The organism is Candidatus Chlorohelix sp., assembly GCF_037138995.1.
Classification (GTDB): domain Bacteria; phylum Chloroflexota; class Chloroflexia; order Chloroheliales; family Chloroheliaceae; genus Chlorohelix.
The window spans coordinates 20527-43285 of sequence record NZ_JBAXHI010000013.1; the positions used below are offsets into that span (position 1 = coordinate 20527).

General features: G+C 46.1%; 17 protein-coding genes. 10 read left to right on the forward strand and 7 right to left on the reverse strand.

Translation table 11 applies throughout. The annotated features are described in order from the left end of the window. Positions 1-175 precede the first annotated feature (175 nt). Both WCK19_RS08040 and WCK19_RS08045 read left to right on the forward strand, forming a co-directional pair. On the forward strand, positions 176-892 hold the full coding sequence (locus tag WCK19_RS08040) for an HAD family phosphatase (RefSeq protein ID WP_342396860.1): 717 nt from the start codon (positions 176-178) through the stop codon (positions 890-892). A gap of 339 nt (positions 893-1231) precedes the next feature. Beyond that, positions 1232-1669 carry a gamma-glutamylcyclotransferase family protein gene (locus WCK19_RS08045; RefSeq protein ID WP_342396861.1) on the forward strand — a complete coding sequence of 146 codons (438 nt, stop codon included), beginning with the start codon at positions 1232-1234 and terminating at the stop codon, positions 1667-1669. 43 nt (positions 1670-1712) lie between these two features. Here WCK19_RS08045 and WCK19_RS08050 read toward each other — a convergent pair whose 3' ends face one another. The 3 genes from WCK19_RS08050 to WCK19_RS08060 all read right to left on the reverse strand — a co-directional run bounded on the left by WCK19_RS08050 (position 1713) and on the right by WCK19_RS08060 (position 3975). After that, positions 1713-2054 (reverse strand): GlsB/YeaQ/YmgE family stress response membrane protein, encoded by a 342-nt coding sequence (locus tag WCK19_RS08050; protein ID WP_342396862.1) that lies wholly within the window; start codon positions 2052-2054, stop codon positions 1713-1715. 113 nt (positions 2055-2167) lie between these two features. Next, the gene (locus WCK19_RS08055; protein ID WP_342396863.1) at positions 2168-2620 is read right to left on the reverse strand and encodes a Fur family transcriptional regulator; all 453 of its coding nucleotides are present in this window, start codon (positions 2618-2620) and stop codon (positions 2168-2170) included. A gap of 401 nt (positions 2621-3021) precedes the next feature. Next, positions 3022-3975: a cation diffusion facilitator family transporter gene (locus WCK19_RS08060; RefSeq protein ID WP_342396912.1), complete on the reverse strand. Its 954-nt coding sequence runs from the start codon at positions 3973-3975 to the stop codon at positions 3022-3024. 191 nt (positions 3976-4166) lie between these two features. Here WCK19_RS08060 and WCK19_RS08065 point away from each other — a divergent pair, with 191 nt between their 5' ends. The 6 genes from WCK19_RS08065 to WCK19_RS08090 all read left to right on the forward strand — a co-directional run bounded on the left by WCK19_RS08065 (position 4167) and on the right by WCK19_RS08090 (position 16158). Then, a complete protein-coding gene (locus tag WCK19_RS08065; protein ID WP_342396864.1) occupies positions 4167-6476 on the forward strand; it encodes a glycosyltransferase family 39 protein in 2310 nt (769 codons plus the stop codon). 2 nt (positions 6477-6478) lie between these two features. Continuing rightward, positions 6479-8713, forward strand: a complete 2235-nt coding sequence (locus tag WCK19_RS08070) for a hypothetical protein (RefSeq protein ID WP_342396865.1) — start codon at positions 6479-6481, stop codon at positions 8711-8713. A gap of 128 nt (positions 8714-8841) precedes the next feature. After that, positions 8842-10392: a glycosyltransferase family 39 protein gene (locus WCK19_RS08075; protein WP_342396866.1), complete on the forward strand. Its 1551-nt coding sequence runs from the start codon at positions 8842-8844 to the stop codon at positions 10390-10392. A 242-nt stretch (positions 10393-10634) separates the two neighbouring features. Beyond that, a complete protein-coding gene (gene bchM, locus WCK19_RS08080; RefSeq protein WP_342396867.1) occupies positions 10635-11357 on the forward strand; it encodes a magnesium protoporphyrin IX methyltransferase in 723 nt (240 codons plus the stop codon). 2 nt (positions 11358-11359) lie between these two features. Continuing rightward, a complete protein-coding gene (locus WCK19_RS08085; protein WP_342396868.1) occupies positions 11360-15484 on the forward strand; it encodes a magnesium chelatase subunit H in 4125 nt (1374 codons plus the stop codon). Between the two features lie 329 nt (positions 15485-15813). Continuing rightward, complete coding sequence (locus WCK19_RS08090) at positions 15814-16158, forward strand: rhodanese-like domain-containing protein (RefSeq protein WP_342396869.1); 345 nt, start codon at positions 15814-15816, stop codon at positions 16156-16158. Between the two features lie 166 nt (positions 16159-16324). Here the strand turns inward: WCK19_RS08090 and WCK19_RS08095 are convergent, their stop codons facing one another. The 4 genes from WCK19_RS08095 to WCK19_RS08110 all read right to left on the reverse strand — a co-directional run bounded on the left by WCK19_RS08095 (position 16325) and on the right by WCK19_RS08110 (position 19556). Beyond that, positions 16325-16753 (reverse strand): type II toxin-antitoxin system Phd/YefM family antitoxin, encoded by a 429-nt coding sequence (locus WCK19_RS08095; protein ID WP_342396870.1) that lies wholly within the window; start codon positions 16751-16753, stop codon positions 16325-16327. Positions 16754-16805: 52 nt separating this feature from the next. Beyond that, positions 16806-17246, reverse strand: a complete 441-nt coding sequence (locus WCK19_RS08100) for a hypothetical protein (protein ID WP_342396871.1) — start codon at positions 17244-17246, stop codon at positions 16806-16808. Positions 17247-17337: 91 nt separating this feature from the next. Then, a complete protein-coding gene (locus WCK19_RS08105; RefSeq protein ID WP_342396872.1) occupies positions 17338-19389 on the reverse strand; it encodes an amylo-alpha-1,6-glucosidase in 2052 nt (683 codons plus the stop codon). 26 nt (positions 19390-19415) lie between these two features. Next, the gene (locus WCK19_RS08110) at positions 19416-19556 is read right to left on the reverse strand and encodes a hypothetical protein (protein ID WP_342396873.1); all 141 of its coding nucleotides are present in this window, start codon (positions 19554-19556) and stop codon (positions 19416-19418) included. Between the two features lie 227 nt (positions 19557-19783). Between WCK19_RS08110 and WCK19_RS08115 the strand changes: the two genes are divergently transcribed. Together WCK19_RS08115 and lysA are read left to right on the forward strand one after the other, a co-directional pair. Then, positions 19784-21220, forward strand: a complete 1437-nt coding sequence (locus tag WCK19_RS08115; RefSeq protein WP_342396874.1) for a hypothetical protein — start codon at positions 19784-19786, stop codon at positions 21218-21220. Between the two features lie 27 nt (positions 21221-21247). Further along, on the forward strand, positions 21248-22525 hold the full coding sequence (lysA, locus tag WCK19_RS08120; protein ID WP_342396875.1) for a diaminopimelate decarboxylase: 1278 nt from the start codon (positions 21248-21250) through the stop codon (positions 22523-22525). The last annotated feature ends 234 nt before the right edge of the window (positions 22526-22759 follow it).

A 22759-nucleotide genomic window follows, 5' to 3' on the forward strand; every position in this document is an offset into this window, starting at 1 on the left:
TGATTAGCGCCTACTTTATCTTATCAGGCTGCGGAAAAGTGTCAACCCTTTTAATCGTTCTGTTTTAGAGAAATCTTTAAATCTTGTATATAAATCAAGTTGCGCGAATAGGGCTTAAGCCTTATCATTTAGAAGGTCTTATCAATTATCGTACAAATGATGAGCCAGAAGGCAAATGATGTTTGAAGGTATTATTTACGAGCTTGATGGCTTAATGGTTGACACCGAGTTGACACACGTTCGCGCATGGGGCGAATGTTTGCAAAAACTCAAAGTTGAGCCAAACGAAAATTTGTTGTTGGATTTATTGGGCAAGCGTACTTTTGATATAGCAGACTTTTTGCGCCATCGCTATAATTTGCCTATTAGCCCCATGGAGGTTCATGAAAGTTGGCATGAAATATTCATGCAACTGATAGAGGAAAGCCTCGAACCAAAACAGGGATTGATAGAATCCCTTCAAATGTTCAAGGATTATGAGTTTAAGTTAGCTATAATCTGCACCGGACCAAGGGATTACTTATATTATGTATTAGAAAAATTGGGGCTTGATGAAGCCTTCGATGTGATTGTAGCTGGCGATATGGTTCAGCAGAGCTACCCTGATCCAACTTTTCACATAGCCTGCGGTGAAACTTTTGCGCTTCACCCTTCTTCTGTACTATCGCTAACTTGTCGTAGAGATGGCGTAGAAGCTGCAACTAACGCTGCAATGAAATCTATCTGTATTCCCGGCTATCATACACCGCGTTGGCGGGCAATGGGCGCAAGCCTTGTATTATCCAACCTTGGAGAACTGAATCTTTCAATCATCCGCTCACTCTGGACAGAGCCTAATTCGGATTTTGGTCCACGTCCACAGCCACAACTTTTTCCTCATCGCAACCGTTAAATTTTAATTGTTGTATCTTTATAAATATTAAGAAAGAATATATTAAGGTTCGGATAAGAAACGTTATCCGAACCTTCTTCTAGGTTCAAACAGCCTTAACGCCGCTAATATTCTCCCAAATAATCTATTTTAGATTTTCAGGATTTGCCACCGTACAGAAAAGAAGTTCTATCAAATAGTAGTAGGTGAAAACAAAAAGAAATATCGATGTGAGAGGGTCTGGTATATCCTAGTGTTCCCACCCAGAAGCGAAAATAGATAAAACTTACCATAAAATAATAACGATTCCCTGTTATAATATCTTTTGATGAATACAATTAACACTTAGATGGAGACTCTATGGTAGAAGAATACCTGCCGTTTTTTGTATATGGTACGCTAAGACCACGTGATTACAATTACATGATTTTTTTCCACAGGCATACAGAAAAAGAAGAAAGCGGGTTTACACTTGAAGGTATAGAGCTATATGACCTCGGCGCATATCCTATGGCACGAGCAGTGAAAGATAAAACGAAAATTGTAACGGGCGATCTATTAACTGTTCCACTAGAAATATATTCAGATGTGCTGGCTAATGTGGATATGCTGGAAGATTATACACCCGGTCGTGACGATAATCATTATTGTCGTGAGGTTCGCGAAGTAAAAGGGTTGGATGGTTCAATTCGGAGAGCTTGGGTTTACATTGGTGATGAAGTATATTTCAAAAACCTAAAAATAAATCCTGTTCTGATAGAGCATGGCAATTGGCTACTTTGGAAGCGCCGAGTATAAAGATATAAAAGGCGGGTAGCAAACCCGCCCACACTTTTTATTATTAGCGTGGATAGGTCGGTCTATTTGAGCTAAAAAGCCGAGAAAGCCCAATTACTGCCATCGCTCCGATAGTTGAGAAAACTACCCCACCTATCAAGTTATTATCCAAGCCGCCCATACCCAGTTTCGTTAGTATAAAGCCACTGAGTACAGAACCGAGCAAACCATAAACCATATTGGCAATTAAATCTCCGGTTCTACCTTTCATCATGTAGTTAGCTAAGAACCCGGCAATCAACCCGATTATTAACCATCCAACCAGCGAAAATGCCATTGACATAACCACTGAGAGTACCGCCAAACCGATTATTATGAGAATAACTGCCAAAATTAAACCGCCCATTTGCATAACCTCCAAGACAACCTGTCATCCTAAATCAACAAACAACTCTTATATACATACGCACATTTTTTTATTTTGTTGCGTGCCTCTTTCAAATTTTCAGGCATGGGGGGTTATCTGCTTTGGCAATCAGGGCAATATCCTAGAAACATAACTTCATTGCCGATTAATTTATAGCCATGCAATTCATCGGCGGAAATTTGCAAATTGGGATATATAGTAGATATATCTTCGAGGCGACCGCAAGCTAGATATTCACCATCTATTCCAACTTTGAAGCCGATACATTTAAGATGGCTATGTGCATCGGTGCGAGGGTCAAAACGGCTGCAATCTCCATCTACCTGTATTTCAAGCAAGAAACTTGATTCGACTAATTCTCGCAGGGTTTTATAGACTGTTGCTAGAGAAATGTCAGGAATTACTGCCCTTACCTCGTTATAGATGTCTTCAGCGGTAGGATGTGTAGTCTTACCTTCCAACGCTTTATAAATCAGGCGGCGTTGTGGTGTAACTTTCTTTCCGTTTTCGCGTAATTTTTGGCAAATCTCTTCAGCAATGAACATCTATTTATTTACCCCCGAATCAATTATGTGGATATTTAACGAGGCTAGGATATACATTTTACCCATCGTTACTAATTAAGAATCATTCTTATGATTGAAAAATTATATCCCCTGACTATTTCTAAGTCAATAGTAACCAACCATAATTCATAGCAGTTGCAAGAAACGTTTTTAGGTCAGTAATCTGCGGCACCTGCCGGAGAGGAGGGGAGAGGATTTTGCAGATGTAGGTATTTAAGCAACGAGCTAAGAAAGATCGTCCTGCAATGCCCTCGGAAGGTCATTTTTCTGGAATAAATTGCTCTACCCTTGATGTTACTTCCTCGTTTTTCATTTTGGCGAGTAATATTTCCCAGCAGGTTGTGAAATCTGGGTTTCCTCCTCGACAAATCAAGGTTGCGCTAATTTCTAGCGTTGGGATTAGCGCAAAAAATCTGGTTTAACTCGCAGGATTCGCTCTCGATTTGCAGGGTGGCATGGTGTATGTGGTACTGTTCTTCCAGCATATGGTTTATGGAATGCACTGTTCGGTTCGCATCTTGCAACGAACATTCGCCTTGCACTGTTAGGTGACAGGAAAGCACCTTATAATCGCGTCCAATCGTCCACACATGTAAATCATGCACATCTTCAACATAGGGTTGCTTCATAAGGTCGCGCACCAGACTGGGCATATCCAATCCGTCCGGTATCCCTTCTAGCAGAATGTTGGTTGCCTCTTTGATGATAGTCCAGCTTGACACGAGAATAAAAAGCCCGATAAGCATTGAGATTATAGGGTCGGCATAACGCCAGCCGAATACAATTTCAACCAGCCCTGCAATGATAACGCCTACGGAAGCGGCGGCATCGCCCACTATATGCAAGTATGCGCTACGGGTATTGAGGTCGTGTTTTGAGTCGTGATGCAACAACCACGCCACGCTGAGGTTTATAATCAGAGCAATACATGCCACGCCAAGCACCGTCCAGCCCTGCACTTCGGGCGGTTGCATAAAACGCTGCACACCTTCGTAGAATATATAAATCGAAATCAGGATAAGCGTAACGGCATTGAGGGTGGCTGCCAATATTCCGGCGCGATGGTAGCCGTAGGTTTTACGGTGATTCGGGGCGCGGCGTGCAATCCGAAGCGCCCACCAACTAAAAGCCAAAGCCAGCGCATCGGTCAGGTTGTGTCCGGCATCGGAAATAAGCGCAAGGCTGTTAGCCATTAACCCGGCTATCAACTCGATTACTACAAAACTGGCGGTTAGGGCAAAACCGATTTTAAACGCCGTCCCGCTAAAACTGTGCTGATGCTGGTGGTGGCTATGGTCGTGCGTATGTTCATCTATGGTAATTTGTTGAGTCAGCGCATTTCTCCTTTATGCTTTTCCTTTTATTTTAAGCTCATCCGCCTGTAACCGCAACATGGAATAAATCGTCTTGCAGGAAAATTCTGAAAGCCGGGAAGTTTGTTATATAATGTGGCGGTGTTGGTACAATTTCAGTATTTTGAGCTACCTATTTGAATTACTAATGATGTTACGAGGTTAAGCTGGTTTTGCAAACGGAATCCAATCCCATCAAAAATGAATCCGATAAAGATAAGGAATACGGTAAAAAACCCCACCGCTTGCCATTAGCTAAAATTCTGAATGCTGGCGTGGCGTTATCATGTGCGGCTTTACTATTTATATATATAAGTAAAAACTGGGAATTATATGACCGGATTCCGGGCGGGCGCAAACTATTGTTTGGGTTGGCGGTTCTGGCTTTGGTAGTGACAGCGGGCGTTCGGTTGTATAAAGCGTTTGGCTTTACACAGTTGCTTAAAATTCCCCTAATATTGTGGCAAAACGTCAAAGTGCGTTCGGCTGTTCCTCTAATTGCGCTAATGCTGGCGGCGTTAGTTTTGCGCCTGTGGAGTATAAACTTCGGTTTGCCCTATCTGGAACAGGTGGACGAGTGGGCGGTGGCAGACCGCGCCCTTCATATTGTACAGACCGGAAACTTTGACCCGCTCGATTATCGCAACCCCGTGCTGCCTGACAATGACCGACAGGCTTTTACTTACCCAAGCCTGTACACTTACCTGCAAAGCGGAGTTTTTGCAGCGCGTTTTTTGGCGGGTGTGGCGGCAGATAAATACACCGGAACGGGTGGTCTAGATGCACTGACCGTTAAGCCGGATTTTTACCTGTGGGGTCGCGCTCTTACTGTCCTACTCGGCGCAGGTACGGTATTGCTGGTGTTTGTGATAGGTTCGCGTTGGTACAACCGCAGGGTGGGGCTAACGGGCGGGCTTTTCCTGACGTTTTTCTACTTGCATTTTATTAATTCACGCTACATTACTACCGATGTGCCGAGCGGCTTTTTCGCAATTTTACCTTTCCTTTTGATTTTGCCAATTCTTAAAGGCAGCGAGAAAAAATGGCTATATCTGGCAACCGGAATCCTATGCGGTTTAGCAATCGGCACAAAATACAACAACGCCCTGATTATTTTGCCGCTGGTGTTGGCGCATTTGCTGGGTCGCTCTCCTCGCAAGTGGCTTAACTGGAATTTGCCGTTGGCAGGAGTGGGAACTTTTGCAGGGTTCTTTATTTCCTCGCCTTTTATCTTTTTCCATTTGCCAAATTTCTTAACCGATATTGCGGCAATTATCAACCATTATCAGAATAGCGGGCATCCCGGCTACGAAGGCGAAAATAATTGGCTGTTCTACTTACAGGCGTTGGGTCAGAACAATTTGTTGACGCTGTGGCTAGGACTTGGCGGAATCGCATTGGCATTTGCGCGTCACCTCAAGCAGGATGTAACGCTGTTAGCTTTCCCGCTGATTTCTTTCTTGCAATTATCCTCTTACAAGGTGAATTTCACCCGCAATCTAATGCCGATTATTCCTTTTCTGGCTATTTTCGCGGCGGTTGCGTTAGTATGGCTGGTGGAAATAGCCCTTAAATATTTGCCGGGAGCGTTTGCTCGTTATAACCGTTTTGTGCTGGCAGGGTTGAGTCTGGTAGTGATTTTATTTCCCGCTATCGATATTGCTACACACGCCAACTTGAACGCACAGCCAACCGCCCGCGTTCGCGCCACCGAGTACATCGAAAAGAACCTACCCGCTGGGTCAAAACTTTACATTGAGCCTTTCTCGGTGGAGTTGCTGCCGCGCGATAATTACCGTCTCGAAGGCGGTAGCGCGTTGAAATACCCGCCGGAGTGGTACGCTGCCAACGGCTTTAACTATCTGGTTTTGAGCGAGGCGTATCATAAGGAGTCGCGCACCACAGGGAAAGATTCGATTAAAGCCGCCTACAACGCTCTGATTGACGGACCACGTCCGGCGGGCTTAGAACTCGAACAGGATTTTCAGGTCAACGGCAAGGATAAGCCGGGAGCGCGGGTTATTATCCTGCGAACTACTCTGAAAACGGTATCCCGCAACACACAGGATTACCAGATTCAACGCCCAACCGATGTTAAACTTGGCAACGACATTCGCCTTATCGGGGCGAATTACCCCGATTCGCTGCAAGCCGGAAGTGCTTTAAACCTAGCGTTGTACTGGCAAGCGATAAACGCGCCAACGCGCAATTACACCGTTTTTGTACACTTGCTAGATGAGAACGGCAAGATTGCAAGCCAACTAGATTTGCCCCCGCTAGGCGGTACGCGCCCTACCTCGTTATGGCGACCGGGCGAGATTACCAGAGATGATTATCCATTGCCCTTACCTGCCAACCTTGCAGAAGGTAAATATAGAATTGTGGTGGGGATGTACGAACCACCCAACGGAGCGCGGCTGACCTTATCTAACGGCAGCGATTCAATTGAGGTGGGGACGGTGAGCATCCTCAAGGCAAGTTAGCAATGCTAAAACTACAAACAGCAACTACCGCTAAACCCTCCACTCTCAGGCGCGAAATTATAATACTGGGCGGTTTTGCTCTGATGGCGCTGTTGTTCACCTTTCCTTTGATTGTGCGCTTTATGGTTGCCGTACCGGGCGAGGATAACAAGGATGCGTGGCAAATGGTCTGGAACTTGTGGTGGGTGCGCCACGCCCTTGAAACTGGGCAAAGCCCTTTCCAAACCGACTTGCTCTTTTATCCGATTCAGCCGAGACTGGTTTTGCACGCGCTCAACGCTTGGAACGGTTTTGTGAGCTTGCCTGTACAATATCTTTTCGACTGGTTAGGAGGGGCAGCGCATGGGGCAGTTGCCGCTTACAACTTCATCGTGCTGTTATCGTTCACGCTTGGCGCATACGGGGCGTATCGGCTGGCATTGTGGCTATGGGGCGATTGGAAGGCGGCGCTGGCGGCAGGAGTGGCGTATGGCTTTAGTGCTTTCAACTTTGACCACCTGCTCGGACACCTCAACCTGATTTCCACCGAGTTTATCCCTTTTTACATCCTGTTCCTGCTCAAAACCCTGACAGAACAAGAGAAGTGGGTACGTAACGCATCGCTGACGACGCTGTTGCTTATTTTTAATACCTTCCTCGATTTGCAGTTCGTGTTATATCTGGGGATTTTCAGTGTCTTGCTAATGTTATATCTGACAGTCAAGCACATGTGGAAGCGTGATTTTTCGGCTCTTATGCCGCTATTTCTCAGAGCGGGTGCAATTGCGCTGGCTTTTGTGCTACTGACTCTGCCCTTTACTATTCCGCTAATGCAGGATATTGCCAGCAATCCTAACGCCGTACCCAAACGCGAGGAGAATATCTATAGCGCGGATTTGCTGGCTTATCTCTATCCTAGTCCTTTTCAACCGCTGTGGGGCAATGCTATGAAAGTAGCGGTGAAGCCTTGGACAGCCACGCTGATTGAGAAAATCGTTTTTCCCGGCTATACCGTTTATCTGTTGGGCTTGTTTGGGTTGGTGGTTACGGTACTACCGATTCTGAGGAAAAAGTTGCAAAGCAAGCCTGTAGTTTCTAACCGCCTAGTGAAAGTGGGCGCAGAGTTTTGGCTAGTGGTGGCAGGACTATTCGCGCTTCTCAGCTTCGGGCGCAGGCTGCATATAAACGGAATCGAAGTCGGTCCGCCTTTGCCAGCCTCGCTTATCTTCGACATGCCGATACTAAATGTGACTCGCGTACCTTCGCGCTATGCTTTGCCCGCGCTGCTGGCGTTGGGCTTGCTGGCGGCGTGGGGACTGAGCAAATTGCTGGCGCTGGAGATTGGCTGGAACAAGCGCAAAATTGGTCAGGCGAGTTTGGCGGGCTTGTTTTGTCTGACGCTGGCGTTTGAGCTTTTCCCTGCCCCCTACCAAATGACCGAATACAATGTGCCGCAGTTTTATCGCGAACTGGCAAAAGACCCATCTAAATATGCCATTCTCGACTTGCCCGTGTCGCAATATGAAACCTCCTATATGGAGGCGCAGATGGAACACGGCAAACCGCTCTTGGGGGGCTATGTTTCGCGAAATCCGGCTTACTTCATTCTGGATGGAGCGCCAATCTTTCGCGAGTTTCGCAACTTTGAGACCGCGCCAAAGCCGGATATTTTGCCAGCGCAACCACTCTCACTCGATACGTTGCGCTATTTCAATGCCCGCTATGTCATTATTCATGAAGACCGGGTGCAATCGCGCAGTCAGCTTGATAAGTTGCTGACATTGGCTTATCGCCTGTTTCCGCAAGGTCCCGTTTATGCCAAAGAAGGCTTGCAGGTATTTGAAACTCCTGCCGGAGTACCCGAAAACGTTTTCTTCTATTATCCTTTGCTAAGTAGCTGGAATGAAGCGGAGAACGACCCAAGCGGTATGGTTTATCGTTGGGCTAAGGAGAGCGAGGCGAAAATGGAATTTTGGTGCGGTCAGCCGCGCCGCCTCGAACTTGAGTTTCCTGCTTGGAGTTTCCACGAAGCGCACTCGCTGGAGCTATATTTGAACGGGGTGAAACTGCCAGACGGAAGCCGCAGCATCGGGCTTGAGCCGCAAAATGTGAGGGTAACGCTGGATTTACAAGCAGGTCGAAATATTTTGAGCCTGAAAATAGGCGGTAATGCTAACCGTCCTTCTGATTTTGCGCCCGGTCCCGATACGCGCTCGCTAACAATAGCGGTTGGAACAGCTCATTTTTTGAATCCCTGACATAAAAAAACTCAATTTGCCACTTACCTATACCTAGTTACTGAGGTATTAAAGTTTGACAAGCATTGTTGGGTAACTTATATTAGCCCGTTGTTAGCGACTGCTGTTGAAAATTTAGGGGTGTATATTTGGTAAAGACTAAAGAGAATCTGCGGATGACATGGCTTCTCCCGGCACAAAACTTTATTAAGCGGCGAGAAAATACGCTGGGTTGGTTAACGTTAGGAATATTGACTCTGGTCGGGTTAGGGTTGCGCCTTTATCATATCGAAAGTATTCCGGCGGTTTGGGATGAAGTGTTCAACTATAATGTCGCGCGGCAAGATGTCTCTACTATTATAAACACCGTTTCAAATGCAATCGAACCGCCCTTATATTATTTTCTGTTCCGCCTATGGTCTTTTCTTTGCGGGGGCGCGAACAGCGAATTTAACGTCCGCTTCTTATCAGCGTTGATTGGAACTGCTACCATCCCGGTTTCTTACTGGCTGTTCCGGCAAGTGGTTGGACGCTGGTGGGCATTAGTGGGCGCAGCAATGGTAGCGGTTAACGGCTACCACCTTTATTATTCGCAATATGCCAAAAACTATGTGCTGGTAACGCTTTTTGCGTTTGCTTCGCTGGCGTTATTTCTGAAAATCATCTCAGATTTCAAGCCGGGCAAATTTGGGCTAGATTGGCGTTGGGCGGCTTGGGCTTTGGTTAATACGCTTATTGCTTATACCCATTATTTCAGCGTCTATGTGGTAATTGGCGAATATGTAATGTTGGCAATCCTGCTGGCAATCGGCAAACTCCCGCGCCTGAGAACTTTGCTATATACCGTCGGTTCGCTTTTTGTGTCACTTATTTTGTACCTGCCGTGGCTGCCTGTGGCGTTGCGTTCATTGCATGAGCGGGTTTCAGATCCGGGCTGGCTTTATTACAAGCTCGATTTTGATTTCTTTTACCGACAAGCGGCAGGTTTTCCCAATTTGTTTTTAGGCTTGCCGCTAAAAGATGAATGGTTATTCCGAATGGCATTAGCTTTAGCGGTAGGGGGCGCGGCGGCAGGTTATGCCGCATGGCGTTTGCGCGGACGCACCACCACTGGCAAAAATCGAGTGGTGGCTTTGTGGATTCTATTGCCTGCCATTATCACTCCCTATATCGGGGTAATGATTTATACCAACAGCCAGTTAGAAACTCGAAACTTTCTAGGTGGGGCGGGCGCGGTAATCTACACTCTGCTCTTGTTGATGGGGCAACGCTTGGGGCAATGGAAACGTTGGGCAGGCGTGATAGTTTTACTCTTTTTGTCAATAATCTCGATTTATAGCCTCCAATATTATTACCGTACTGCTACACATGGTGACGATTACCGCGTGATGGTGGCACAAATTCGGCAACTGGAAAGCCAACAGCCTCGCCCTGCGCTGATGATACCGATGAAACCGGTCGAGGATGTCTTGCGTTTCTACATGCGAGATGAGGAACTGAGAGATATTTTGCGTTTGCCACAACCACCAGAATCGGTGATAGTGCCGCCGCAAGGGTTGGTGATTGCAGTTGACCAGCGTTTCGCGGATATTGATTGGGATATAAAACGGCTTATCGGACATCTCCAGACCTATAACCGCAAGATGGGGCATTACCCTTTTCCTGGCGGTCAGGTATTTTACTTTCTTCCTCCCGAATAATGCTATTTTTTCTAGTAGTTCGTACTACATACTTCTTTAACTCACTCTGATATATTCAGGGTAATGTGGGCGAGTAGTATCAAGGCTGCACTATTTCAATGAACTAGGTTAGGTTGCTTGCCTTATAGCTTCACTCAAAACTGGCTTATATTCCACTATTTATAAATTTCCCGTTAAGGGTCGCTTAAATGCGGTCTTTTTTTTCTGTATCCCTAATATTTTAAGGAAGCGAGGATTTGTGGATGGCAGTAGCCGACGCGCCTGAGCATCACCCGCTTGACACCCGCAAGCTTGAACTGCGTCGTTATTTTGGAGTCGATGGCTATGAACGCTGGCGCAAGATATATGGCAGTGAGAAAGTCTCCTTTATTCGCCGTACCGTGCGGGAAGGACACAACGCAATGGTAGCCCAAGCATTGGCATGGGCTTGGGAAAATGGTTCAAACCAACGTGTGCTGGATGCCGGATGCGGACCCGGTCTTGTTTCTAGAGCGTTGGCGCGTGCCGGTTGTACGGTGATAGGCTGTGACCTAGCGGAACAAATGGTTGAAACCGCCGCGCAACTTGCCGCTGAAGAACCTCCGGAAATCGCACAGCGAATGAAATTTGTAGTATCGGATTTGGAGTCGATTGGTACTCTCGTGCAGGAGCAAGTGGATCTAGCAATATGCCTAGATGTGTTGATTTACTACCCCGAAGAACAATTCGGCAACATTATGAAGCATCTAACCGCTTTGACTCCTAATCGTCTTATTTTCACATATGCTCCTGCTCATCCTGTTTTTAAGGCAATGCACCGGATTGGCAGGTTATTCCCACGCGGACATCGCTCCACCAGCATGCAAATTATTGGCGAAGCGGCGGTAAGGCGTGGTCTTGCTACGGCTGGATTGGAACTTGCACGCCAGCAGCATTTCAGTAAAGGTTTTTATCATGTGGTGCTGGCTGAAGCTATCAGGAGATAAAAATGAAATTTGTTTTTCTACTTATAGAGAATAGTGTGCAAAGCGCCACCGAACGCGCTGCTGCCGAAGTTACCCGTAAGCACGGCATAAAGTTGGATTTGAAGTTCTGGACACTACGGCAATTAAGCGAAGGTTCTCCAGCTTGGCCCGAATTTGAACAGGATTTCAAAGAGTGCGATATGTTCGTGGCGAACATGGTAACGCTCTCACATCAGGTAGCAGGGGTAGAAAAAATAATCAAGCAATATGGACCACTCAAGCCCGAACGCTCGATTGTAGTTATGAACTCGATGCCTTCCCTGATGAACATGACTCGTTTAGGCGATTTTGAGTTTACCCGCTTGCTTCAGTTCATGAAGAACAACCCTGTTACTAAAATTTCCGGTTTCGTGGGTAGCTTGAAGCGCTTAGTTACTAAAGACGGACGCTCCGAAGCCAAAGTTGAAACCCTAGAAGATGATGACCCGGATGAGGGTACCCCGCGCCGCCGCTTGAAACGCCACAAGGCAGTCAAGAAGGGCATGCATAATGGGATGGTCAACCTCATGCGTACCCTTCCTAACATTCTGAAACTGCTCCCCGGTCAGGCACAGGATGTACGCGCTTACCTAATGATTATGCTCTATTGGGTGAATAGCTCGCCGGAAAACCTTGAGGAGTTTTTCAAATTCGCCATTGACCATTACATCCCTTCATATAAGGGACCTAAGCTCAAATCCAAAGACCCGGTAATTTACCCGCGCCTTGCCATTTTCCATCCCGATGCGCCCGATAAAACTTGGGAAACCCGCGAGGATTATGATAAATGGCTGGCAAAAGCGCATCCCAAGCAAGCGGGAAGACCCCGCGTAGGTATCGTGGTAATGCGTGCGCTCTATCTTGCCGGAAATCGTCGCCATATTATTGAACTGATTAAGCAACTGGAAGAAGCCGGCGCAGAGGCAGTGCCATGCTACGCGGCGGGTTTGGATTTCCGCCCTACTATCGAGAACTATTTTCTAGATGAGGATAAGAAGGGTAATGTAACCCCGACCGTTGATTTGGTAATCAACATGAGCGGTTTCTCCTTAGTCGGGGGTCCTGCCGAAAACGACGCTTCGGCGGCAGTTGCACAGTTTAACCGCGTTAATCGTCCTCTGTGGTCGGTTATTTCGCTGTTCTTCCAAAGTGAGGAAGACTGGAGAGCAAGTCGCACAGGCTTGAACCCGGTACAGGCGGCGCTACAGGTGGCAGTTCCAGAACTGGATGGCGCTTCTGAACCGCGCGTATTTGCAGCAGGCGTAGAGCGCGGACCTGATAAAAGCATGTATCCGCTACCGGATGAGGTTAAAAGACTAGCGCGAAGGGCAGCGCGACAAGCGACCCTTTCGCATGTACCGAACCACAGTAAAAAAATCGCGGTTGTGCTTTTCAGCTTCCCGCCCAACAAAGGCAACGTAGGTACTGCTGCCTATCTAGGGGTATTTGAAAGCCTTTATCGCCTTATGAAACGCCTGAAACAAGAAGGCTATAATGTCGAAGTACCTGCTAATGCTGAGGAATTACGCAATCAGGTAGTTGAAGGCAATTCGGCTGCCTATGGAACCAGCGCAAACCTGCATACCCATTTGAGTGTTACTGATTATCAACGTCACTTCCCTTATTGGAGTGAAATCGAACCTTACTGGGGTCCTCCCCCCGGCGCGTTACTGAGCGATGGTAGCGGTATGCAAGTGCTTGGTCGTCAATTTGGAAACCTGTTGGTGGGTATCCAACCCTCTTTCGGCTACGAAGATGACCCGATGCGCCTTTTAATGGCGACCAATGCCTCACCGCATCATGGTTTTGCCGCTTTCTATGCTTATCTGGATAAAATCTGGCGTGCAGATGCGGTGCTTCATTTTGGGACACACGGCGCAATGGAGTTTATGCCGGGCAAGCAAGTGGGCTTGAGCGCCAAATGTTGGCCCGACCGATTAATCGGTGATTTGCCAAACTTCTATCTGTATAGCGTCAACAACCCTTCCGAAGGCACTATCGCCAAGCGGCGCGGCTACGCTACTATTATCAGCTACCTTTCGCCGCCGATGGAAACCGCCGGATTGTACCGCCAATTAATCCAGCTAAAGGATACGCTCAATGTATTCCGCAAAGCTCTGGGTGATGGCTATACTTTCAAGGCGCGTTCTGAGAAGACGGCGCAAACCGATGCAGCGGATAGCGGCGGAGATAAAGAGCAGGGTCATCTGGAGATGCTGATAGAATCAATCGTGGAACAGGCTGCGGCAATCAACCTGAAACCGCGTGATGTTGACCCACTCAACGAACCAGAAAAATATTCGCTGGCATTATACAACGACCTGCTAGAAATTGAAGAACGCCTGATACCTAGCGGATTGCACATCATTGATGAAGCACCCGATGTGGCGATGCTTGGCGATATGCTCAACTCTATCGGTAGTTTCTCACGCGGGAAACCCGGTAGCGATGAAGAAGCGCAAGCTCTAACCGATTTGATTGCAACCGGGTTGGGCTTTGACCTTGAAGAAATTCGCGAAAAAGCGCGTGAGGATAACAACTTACTTTCGCGTTGGGAGAAAATAGAGCATATTCAGCGGCAGTCACTCAAGATTCTGGTAGAAGGCTTGACGCAAGGACATGCCGAGAAGTCAGTAAAAGATGCTGCTCGGTACTTACACTCGATGGCAAGAGTTGATACCCATGCCAGTGAGCCGATGTTTGAATATCTGGCGGAAGTGGCTGAAACCCTAAAGCATAATGCCGAAATCAAGCAGATTATACGCGCTTTCAACGGCGAATACATCGAGCCTAGCCCCGGCAACGATATTGTACGTAATCCAGAAGTGCTACCCACCGGACGCAATATTCACGGGTTAGACCCTGCATTGGTTCCTAGTCCAATCGCCCGCCGCAACGGTGAGCGCAGCGCGAAGGCAATGCTGGAACGCGCCCGCGAGGAAATTAACTTGCCGGAAGGGCAGTATCCAGAAACTATTGCGATGGTATTGTGGGGTACAGACAATATCAAAAGCGATGGTGAAGGCGTAGCGCAAGCGCTCTATCTGCTAGGCACACGCGCCACTACCGATGGCTTGGGCAAGATTAGCAATGTCAAATTGCTGACTCTTAAAGAACTGGGTCGTCCACGTATTGATATTGTGTGTACGGTCAGCGGTATTTTCCGTGACCTGATGCCAAACCAGATGGAGTTGATTGACCGAGCGGTACGGTTGGTAGCGCAAGCGGATGAGCCAATTGAAATGAACTACGTTCGCAAGCATGTTTTAGAAGAGGTTTCCAAAGGCATGACTTTCGATGAAGCCTGCGCTCGCGTTTTTAGCAATGCGCCGGGACAGTATGGCGCAAACGTCAACTTTATGGTGGACAATTCCAGTTGGGAAAATGATGATGAGTTGAGCGAAGCCTTCCTGAATCGCAAGAGCTTTGCTTATGGCATCAAGAGCGGTGGCGAAAATTCCCGTAAGTTGATGGAGGCTGCTCTAACTCGCGTGGAACTTAGCTTCCAGAATGTGGATAGCGCCGAAGTCGGTATCACCGATGTAGATCACTATTACGAGTATCTGGGCGGTGTAACCAAAGCGGTAGAAAAGCTGACGGGCGGGAAAAAACCAGCAGCGTTGGTTGCCGATAGCATCTCCTCTACTAGTGGCGGGTTGAGTCAGGGCAACGGTATCAAGTCGCTGGATGAAGCGGTACGGCTAGAATCTCGCACCAAACTGCTGAACCCTAAATGGTACGAGAGTATGCTCAAATATGGCTACGAGGGTGTACGAGAAATCGAAACCCGCGTCAGCAATACTTTCGGTTGGAGCGCGACTGCTGGCGCAGTAGATAATTGGGTTTACAGCGATATTGACCAAACTTTTATCGCCGATACCAATATGCGCGAAAGGCTGACCGAGATGAACCCTTACAGCTTTAAGGGCATCGTGGGCAGGTTGCTGGAAGCTAACGGGCGCGGTTTCTGGGAAGCCGATGCCTCCACTATCGAACGACTCAAGGATATTTACGCTGGTCTGGAAGATGAAATCGAAGGACTTGGCGAGCAAGGCTCCGGTATAATGGGCGCAAATCCTAACGCGCGTACTGCCGGACGCAACCTGTAATCTGAATAAGAAATACCCTGTGTCTAACGGGCAGGGTTTCGAGCAGGGGGTAATCAAAGCCCCCTGTTTTATAAATTCCGGAGAAGTCAGGGAGCGCTTAAATTGGGAGAACCGGGTTATAATATAATAGTCTAACAAAAAGTAACTACACAGCTAGTATGTGTTAAAATGCATGTGAATAAGGCTCTTTTTGAGATTCTTTTGCAATTAGGATGAAAAAGAAACTTTACTAATAAAACCTATTTCTAGCAACTCCCTTTGCCTTTTTTCAATTTACCGATTCGTTCTGTTCTTTTAGTCAAACGTCAATAGAGAGAAAGGTTTTGTAAATGTCATTAGAACCTTACCATCCAGTTGATGCGGATGAGGCGGAAGAATTGATTGCAAAGGGTGTGAAGGTGATTGATGTTCGCCAGCCTTATGAATATGGCTACGACCATATTGACCAAGCTTTACTTGTATCAATTGACGGACTTTACTCATTTTCTCAAGCACTGAATCAAATAAATCTTTCTAAGGATGAGCCTTTAATTTTTGTGTGCGAAATGGGACAGCGTAGCACTGCTGCTTGCGAGGTAGCGGCAATTGCCGGTTACACTAATATATATAATCTTTCAGGCGGTATGAATATGTGGCGCTATTCCGGCAAAATGGTAGTAAAAGGGAAAAAATAGTTAGTGAGAGGGTTTTCTGCCATGCGTTGAATTATCAAGCGCATGTTGGACTCGGTTTCTAACATCATGTTCCGCATCAATCGTTTGATTGATGACAATATCCACCACTTGTAAGACTTCTCCGGTGATTGAACGCTTATCAAAACCCTATGCGAATGCTCTCCAATTATTTTATCAAGCGGATTCCAAGCTTGGCAGCGGCTTCTTCTACTGAACCTTCCCTCGAAACTTTGGTTTCTTTTTCTTTATCAGGGTTGCCGGGTAAGGAAACCAGCGAAGGTGATTCGGGTGTTTCATCTGAGAACTCGTCTTGCAATGGCAGGTTATTTTCATCTGAGAGATGGTTATCCGCTCTTAATAATGAGTTAAGATAATCTTGAAGACTGCCCGCTTCCAGTTCAGGTTGTCCGATGAATTCAAGAGTACGTAAAGTTTCGAGGGTCTGCATTATGTCTCGGAATTTATCCATACTTAGCAGAACCGCCGAAGCTTGATTGTTACGTTTGATAATAAAGTGTGTTTCGCCACTATCCAGCATATCCAACAAATGAGATAATTCGGCGCGGAGTTGTGTTGTCGTAATTTCTTTACCCATAATATGCCTGCTGGATAATTCTAAAAATGACTTCTGCCCTCATTTATTATTCTTACTTACTTTGATTTGCTGTTTCATCTATAATTTTGATTAGTAGCTTTAGTTTGGAAATGGCTTCTGTAGCTACTTTACGCATGCTTACAAATGTCACCGGGTCAATTTCCTTTGCCCAAAGGCGCATATCAGATTCACCCAGTTCATTCCATTTGGCATCCTGCTGTATTCGCAGCTTGATTTTCCGAACCGGGTCACTTCTCTGTACCGCCCGAGGGTCTGGCGGTTCTTCTTCGGCTGTAGGAAGAACTCCCAGAGCTTCTGCCAGTTTATCCACATCGGCAGTACGCACAAAAGGATTGCCGGATTTCCCACCGAAAGTTTTCAGTTTGCCTTCCTGAATATATTGCAGCACAGTTTGACGATCTGTTTTGAGGTTTGCAGCTGCTTCTACTGCATCCATAAAGGCAGGTCTGATTATCTTAGAATCCTTGCTCATGTTTTTTTGTTACGTTCAATCTTTGAAATACTCCAGCGATTTGAGGTATCATATCCGAAATCGGATTATTAAGCAACCGTGATTGATGTTACTATTCGTTTACCAGCCGCCAGAGTCGCATAATTTCGGACACGCTCCATGCTTGCGCTATACAGCCCAATGGTCGATGGGGTGGCTCTGCATCGAATACCTCGTTGATAGTGCCTATTCCGCCTTCTTTAAGGCAACTTTGGAATTGTAACAGGTAATTTCGAGCGGCTTTTTTATCCTTGAAAACCCGTAGATGCGCTTCAACAAAAGCGCCCATCAACCATGACCATACAGTTCCATTGTGATAAGCAACGTCTCGTTGTACTTGATTTCCGGTAAAACGAGTCTTGTAACGTGGGTCATTTCGGTTAAGCGTTCGCAAACCGTAAGGCGTTAATAGCTCACGTTCGCATACATTTATTATGCTTTTAGCCTGATTGACTAATTCTTCGGTTTCGAGATTTGCATAGGGGCTAAATGGTAATGAGATTGCGAACAGTTGGTTTGGACGAATCGAAGAATCGCGCTTGAGTGAATTAATATTGGGTGCAGACGCATCTTCCGATTCTATCACGTCAAATAAATAGCCACCTTCTTTGTTCCAGAATTTTCCTAGAAAAGAGCGGCGGGTTTTGTCGTACAAGGTATCATACGTCTGAGTGGTTTTTAGATTAAGTTCACGCCGGAAATAATTCATAATTCCTAACGCATTACACCAGAGCGCATTTATACTTACGGGTTTTCCATGACGGGGCGTTACAATCAAATCACCGATTTTTACATCCATCCAAGTGAGTTGTGTTCCCGGTTCTCCGGCGTGCAATAAGCCATCATCTGGGTCAACTCGGATACTGTAGCGAGTTCCGCGCAGATGCCATTGGATAATTTCTTCAAGATTTGGGTATAAGTCGCTAACCAGTTTTGAATCGGTAGTTGCTTGGTAATAGTCATATATTGCTTGGAAGAACCAGAGAGTGGCATCTACAGTGTTATATTCAAGTTTTTCCTCTTTATCAGGAAAACGGTTTGGTAGCATCCCTTCGCTTAGATAGGCAGTGAAGGTGCGAAGTATCGCGGAAGCTTCCCCAAAACGCCCGCCGCTTAGTGTTAAACCCGGTAGCGCAATCATAGTGTCGCGCCCCCAGTCGGTAAACCAGTGATACCCGGCAATTATTGTCCGATCTTTTCCACCCGGTTTTAGGACTTGCTCTACCGAAGGGCGGGCTACAATAAACTGATCACCGGCGGCAGCAAGGCATTTACCAAATTCGTCAAGTTTGCTAAACGACTGAATACCCAACATCCTGTGTTGTTGGTTTTTTAGCGAGACCTCAAAATCCTCTTCCGGTGCCTCCCCTAATGATGCTACCAAGCCTGCCGATTTTCCCGGTTTCAACTCAACCACATAGACTTGTGGTTCAAATAAATCTTCGAGATGGTCAAGCCCGCGTTCTAATTCAGCGCGATGATGAAAGTTATATAACCAGTAACCTGTTTGGGTAACAGACCAACCCTTCTCATTTTCAAAGCGAATCTGTAAGGGCAAACCCGGTTCTTTTCTGTAATATTTAAACCCTGCATTATTCTCCAAAATATCACAGTACCAACGCATCTCAAGATTAGCGCGGGCTTCGTCATGATAATTTTTGCGGGTTATTAATGGATGCAAGCGCAGTTCAAGCTTATCTCCTTGCTCTGCGCCCTCTAAACGATAACGAATATAGGTTGCGTTATAGCCGTTTGCCATCCAGACCATTTTTACAAGTCTGTAATTACCTACTTCATAATGAAATTCCACTGACCAGTAGTTTTGGATAAATTGCTTTAGATATTGGTCGCCCCGTGGTTCAGCAACTTCATTTGACCATTCGTTAACATCCAGTGGATACACTACATCATTTATTACTAATTCTTCGTTAATTTTAGATAAAAGCGTCGTGCGTTCGGTAGGTATCTTCTCGGCAGCAACCAGCAAGCCATGATAACGGCGAGTATTTGCTCCAAAGATTGAAGCGCTTGCCCAACCGCCCAGACCGTTGGTAAGTAACCATTCTCGTTCAAGACCACCTTCTAAGTCTTTCCAATCTGTAGGTGTCAGTTTGACCCTTGCCATTTGTCGTTGTGTTCTCTCTTGCGAACTCATATAGCCCAACGTTCTAACGCTTCTATTACTTGTCCTAATCTTGGAACGACCTTGAAAAATACTACAGGATAAAGCGGGTCTTGCCCTTTTTTACTGTAATGCTGCGGTTGCGACTTTAACTTGAACAAGTTTAGCATAAGTTATATCCAATAATTTGTGGTTTGTATGTATTTGTATTTAATGGTTGTTGTTATTATAACAGTTATTAAGAAATATAAATGTTTCTATTCTATGTAGCTTCTACAATTATGTTAGAAGGTTGTTGAGAGGATCGGATATTAGCGAGGTTTGCTAAACCTCAGTGTACTGTGTTAGATTTAGCGTCATTTGGTCAACTGGTTCTATAGTTTGATAATTAGCGCAAATGTCAAAATCAATTCTTAAAATAATGCTGTCAGTGTTGGCATTTTTGGGCGCAATCCAGATGATGCGCGGTTTTCTTGCGCTTTTCACGCCGTTGGTATTGGATTACACCGAGCAAATGCTGGTTGCCGGAACATGGCAGTTAGAAAATAACGGCATCGCCGCAATGTACGCGCCACCGGGCGCACCCTACGACATGCCCGGTATCCAGTACCCACCCTTGTTTCCTGTGCTGACAGTCTTATTACACAATATCTTCGGTATCAGCCTAGAAGGGGCAGTGCGCTTCTGGAGCTTTGGCGGCTATATCGCTGCGGCAATTGTCGCCGGTTTCATAGTTAAAGAGTGGTTGCCTAAACAGCCGCTTCGCTATAACTATTTGACAATTTTTCTGCCATTTTGCTTCTGGCCCGTAATAATCTACATGCAGACTGCGCGGGTTGACCCTTTGGCTCTATTTCTGAGCTTGAGCGGCGCATGGCTTTATCTACGCAACGGTTCTGTCAAAGCAACCGGGTTTCTATTTGCGCTTGCCGCGTTAACCAAACAAACTTATCTTGCTGCGACCATTGCTTTGCTACTCAATTTGTTACTAGCAAGAAAATGGAAAAAAGCCGGGATTTTTACTGTTTCCTATATTTTGCCATTGGGTATTGCCTATTTTGTTACAAATATTCTTTCGGGTGGGATTTTCTTTAATATATTTGACCCCTCCAGAGCAACCCGGTTTATATTTCATCTCGCGCCGGGAATGGTCTTTTTCTTCTTGATTGACCATTTACCCATATTAATCCTAGCAAGTACGGGCGTTGCTTTCTTATGGAAGAAGGAACAGCCCTTTTTACCGCTCTATGCCCTATTCAGTGCGTTATCTTGCCTTACTATAATTAAAGATGGTGCAGTGGATTACTATTTTACCGAACTGGTTTATCTTGCCAGTATAATGACCTGTATATTTTTGCAAAGTAAAAATACGGAGACAAGGGATTTAAACGCAAAGCAGCGTAAAATAAAAAACTACGTGCCAACCTTATTAATCGGAATCCAATGCTTGCTTGGCGCGGGAATGGTAATAGGTTATTCGCAACTTAATGCCGCCGATAATTTCACAGAAGCGTATCAAGCGGGAGCAGCGGTCATCAAAGATGCTCAGGATAGCCTTGTGCTGGCAGATGGCGCGTTGATAGCCAATGAATATTATAATAGAGCGGGTGATTACCTGATTTATTCTATTATGTTAAGTTCAGGGAAAGCCGATTCAACCTTATTAGTAAAAGACCTCAAAGAAAAACGTTGGAAGCAAATCCTGACGGTTACGCCTGACTTGTACCGCTGGGTTGCGCCGATAGCAAACGCGCTTGCCGATAATTATGAGGTGCAAATTTTGCGAGGGCGGGATAGTCAGGGTTTGTACTGGCTATATACCCCGAAAAAATAGCCTGAAACTCTGGAATGAAGGGAAATAATGCTAACCAACTTGTCGAATAAATTTCAATACCGCGATAACCGCTTATTTATTGAGGATATTGAGCTTGGCGAAATTGCTAATAAAGTGGGTACGCCCTGTTATATTTATAGCGCATCTGCTATACGCGAGCGTTACCGCCAATATGCCCGTGCTTTTCTTATAGCGGGTTTGGAAGCTGAAATTTTTTATGCGGTAAAAGCCTGCTCAAACCTTGAAATAATCCGTTTGCTTGCCAATGAAGGGGCGGGAGCAGATGTAGTATCGGGAGGGGAACTACTACGCGCCATAAAAGCGGACGTTCCTGCCCATAATATAGTGTTCGCGGGAGTGGGTAAAACCAAACACGAGATAGGATTGGGCTTGAAAAGCGGTATTCGCGCTTTTAATGTTGAGTCCGAACCAGAGTTAAGGCTGATTGAGCGGGTAGCCGAGCAATTGGGTTTATCTGCGCGTATTTCGCTGCGTTTAAATCCGGGTGTCAATCCTCATACCCATGCGTATATTACCACCGGACAAAGAGGTAACAAGTTTGGTATAAGCTACGAACAGGCGTTGGAATTGGCACGCTACGCTACAAAATCGCCTTATCTTTGGTTGGTAGGAGTACAGTGTCACATCGGCTCGCAACTACATGAGCTTGAACCAATCGGCGAGTCAATAACTCGGTTGGTAGATTTGGCGCAAACGATTGAGAAGCAAAATAATTGTGCGCTAGAATATCTCGACATCGGGGGAGGCTTGGGAGTGGCATATAAATTGTCAGAAGAACAAGCTGCTTCTCCCGAAGCTTTAGCGCAACTGGTGGCAAATGCGCTGGCAAAATACGGGCGAAATTGGAAAATACTGACAGAACCGGGACGCTGGATAGTAGCGGAAGCAGGTGCGCTATTAACAGAAGTGTTATTCCTGAAAAGAGATAGCGAGACAAACTTCGCGATTGTGGACGCGGCGATGAATGATTTGATTCGTCCTTCGCTCTATCAAGCATATCACGAAATAGCGCCACTGGTCGAACCATTAAACAGCGACCTGATTAGTTATGATGTGGTAGGTCCAGTTTGCGAAAGCGGAGATTTTCTAGCTCAAAATCGGGCTTTACCGCTACTAGAAGAAGGTATGAAGCTGGCTATTTTGGGCGCAGGGGCTTATGGCTTCAGTATGTCCTCAAATTATAATAGCCGTCCACGCGCAGCTGAAATATTAGTCGAGGAGAATAATTGGCGTATCATCCGCTCAAGGGAAACATTTGAGGATTTGATACGCGGAGAGGGATAAGCAATTTATTGTGTTTGACTTCCAAGTTGTAAAGAATTTCCCGAAATTGGTTTTTTTTGCGTAACCCCCGAAACGGGGTACTGCTGCCACAAACCAGTTAATATTGTGTTTCAAAATGGTTAGTTAGCACCTTCCAACCCGGACGTGGAACAAGCAAAGGAATGGTTGCTGCGCCAAACAATGGCAGAAACACTCCAAAGGTAAAAATGCACCCCTCTTTTTGTGCCTATTTGC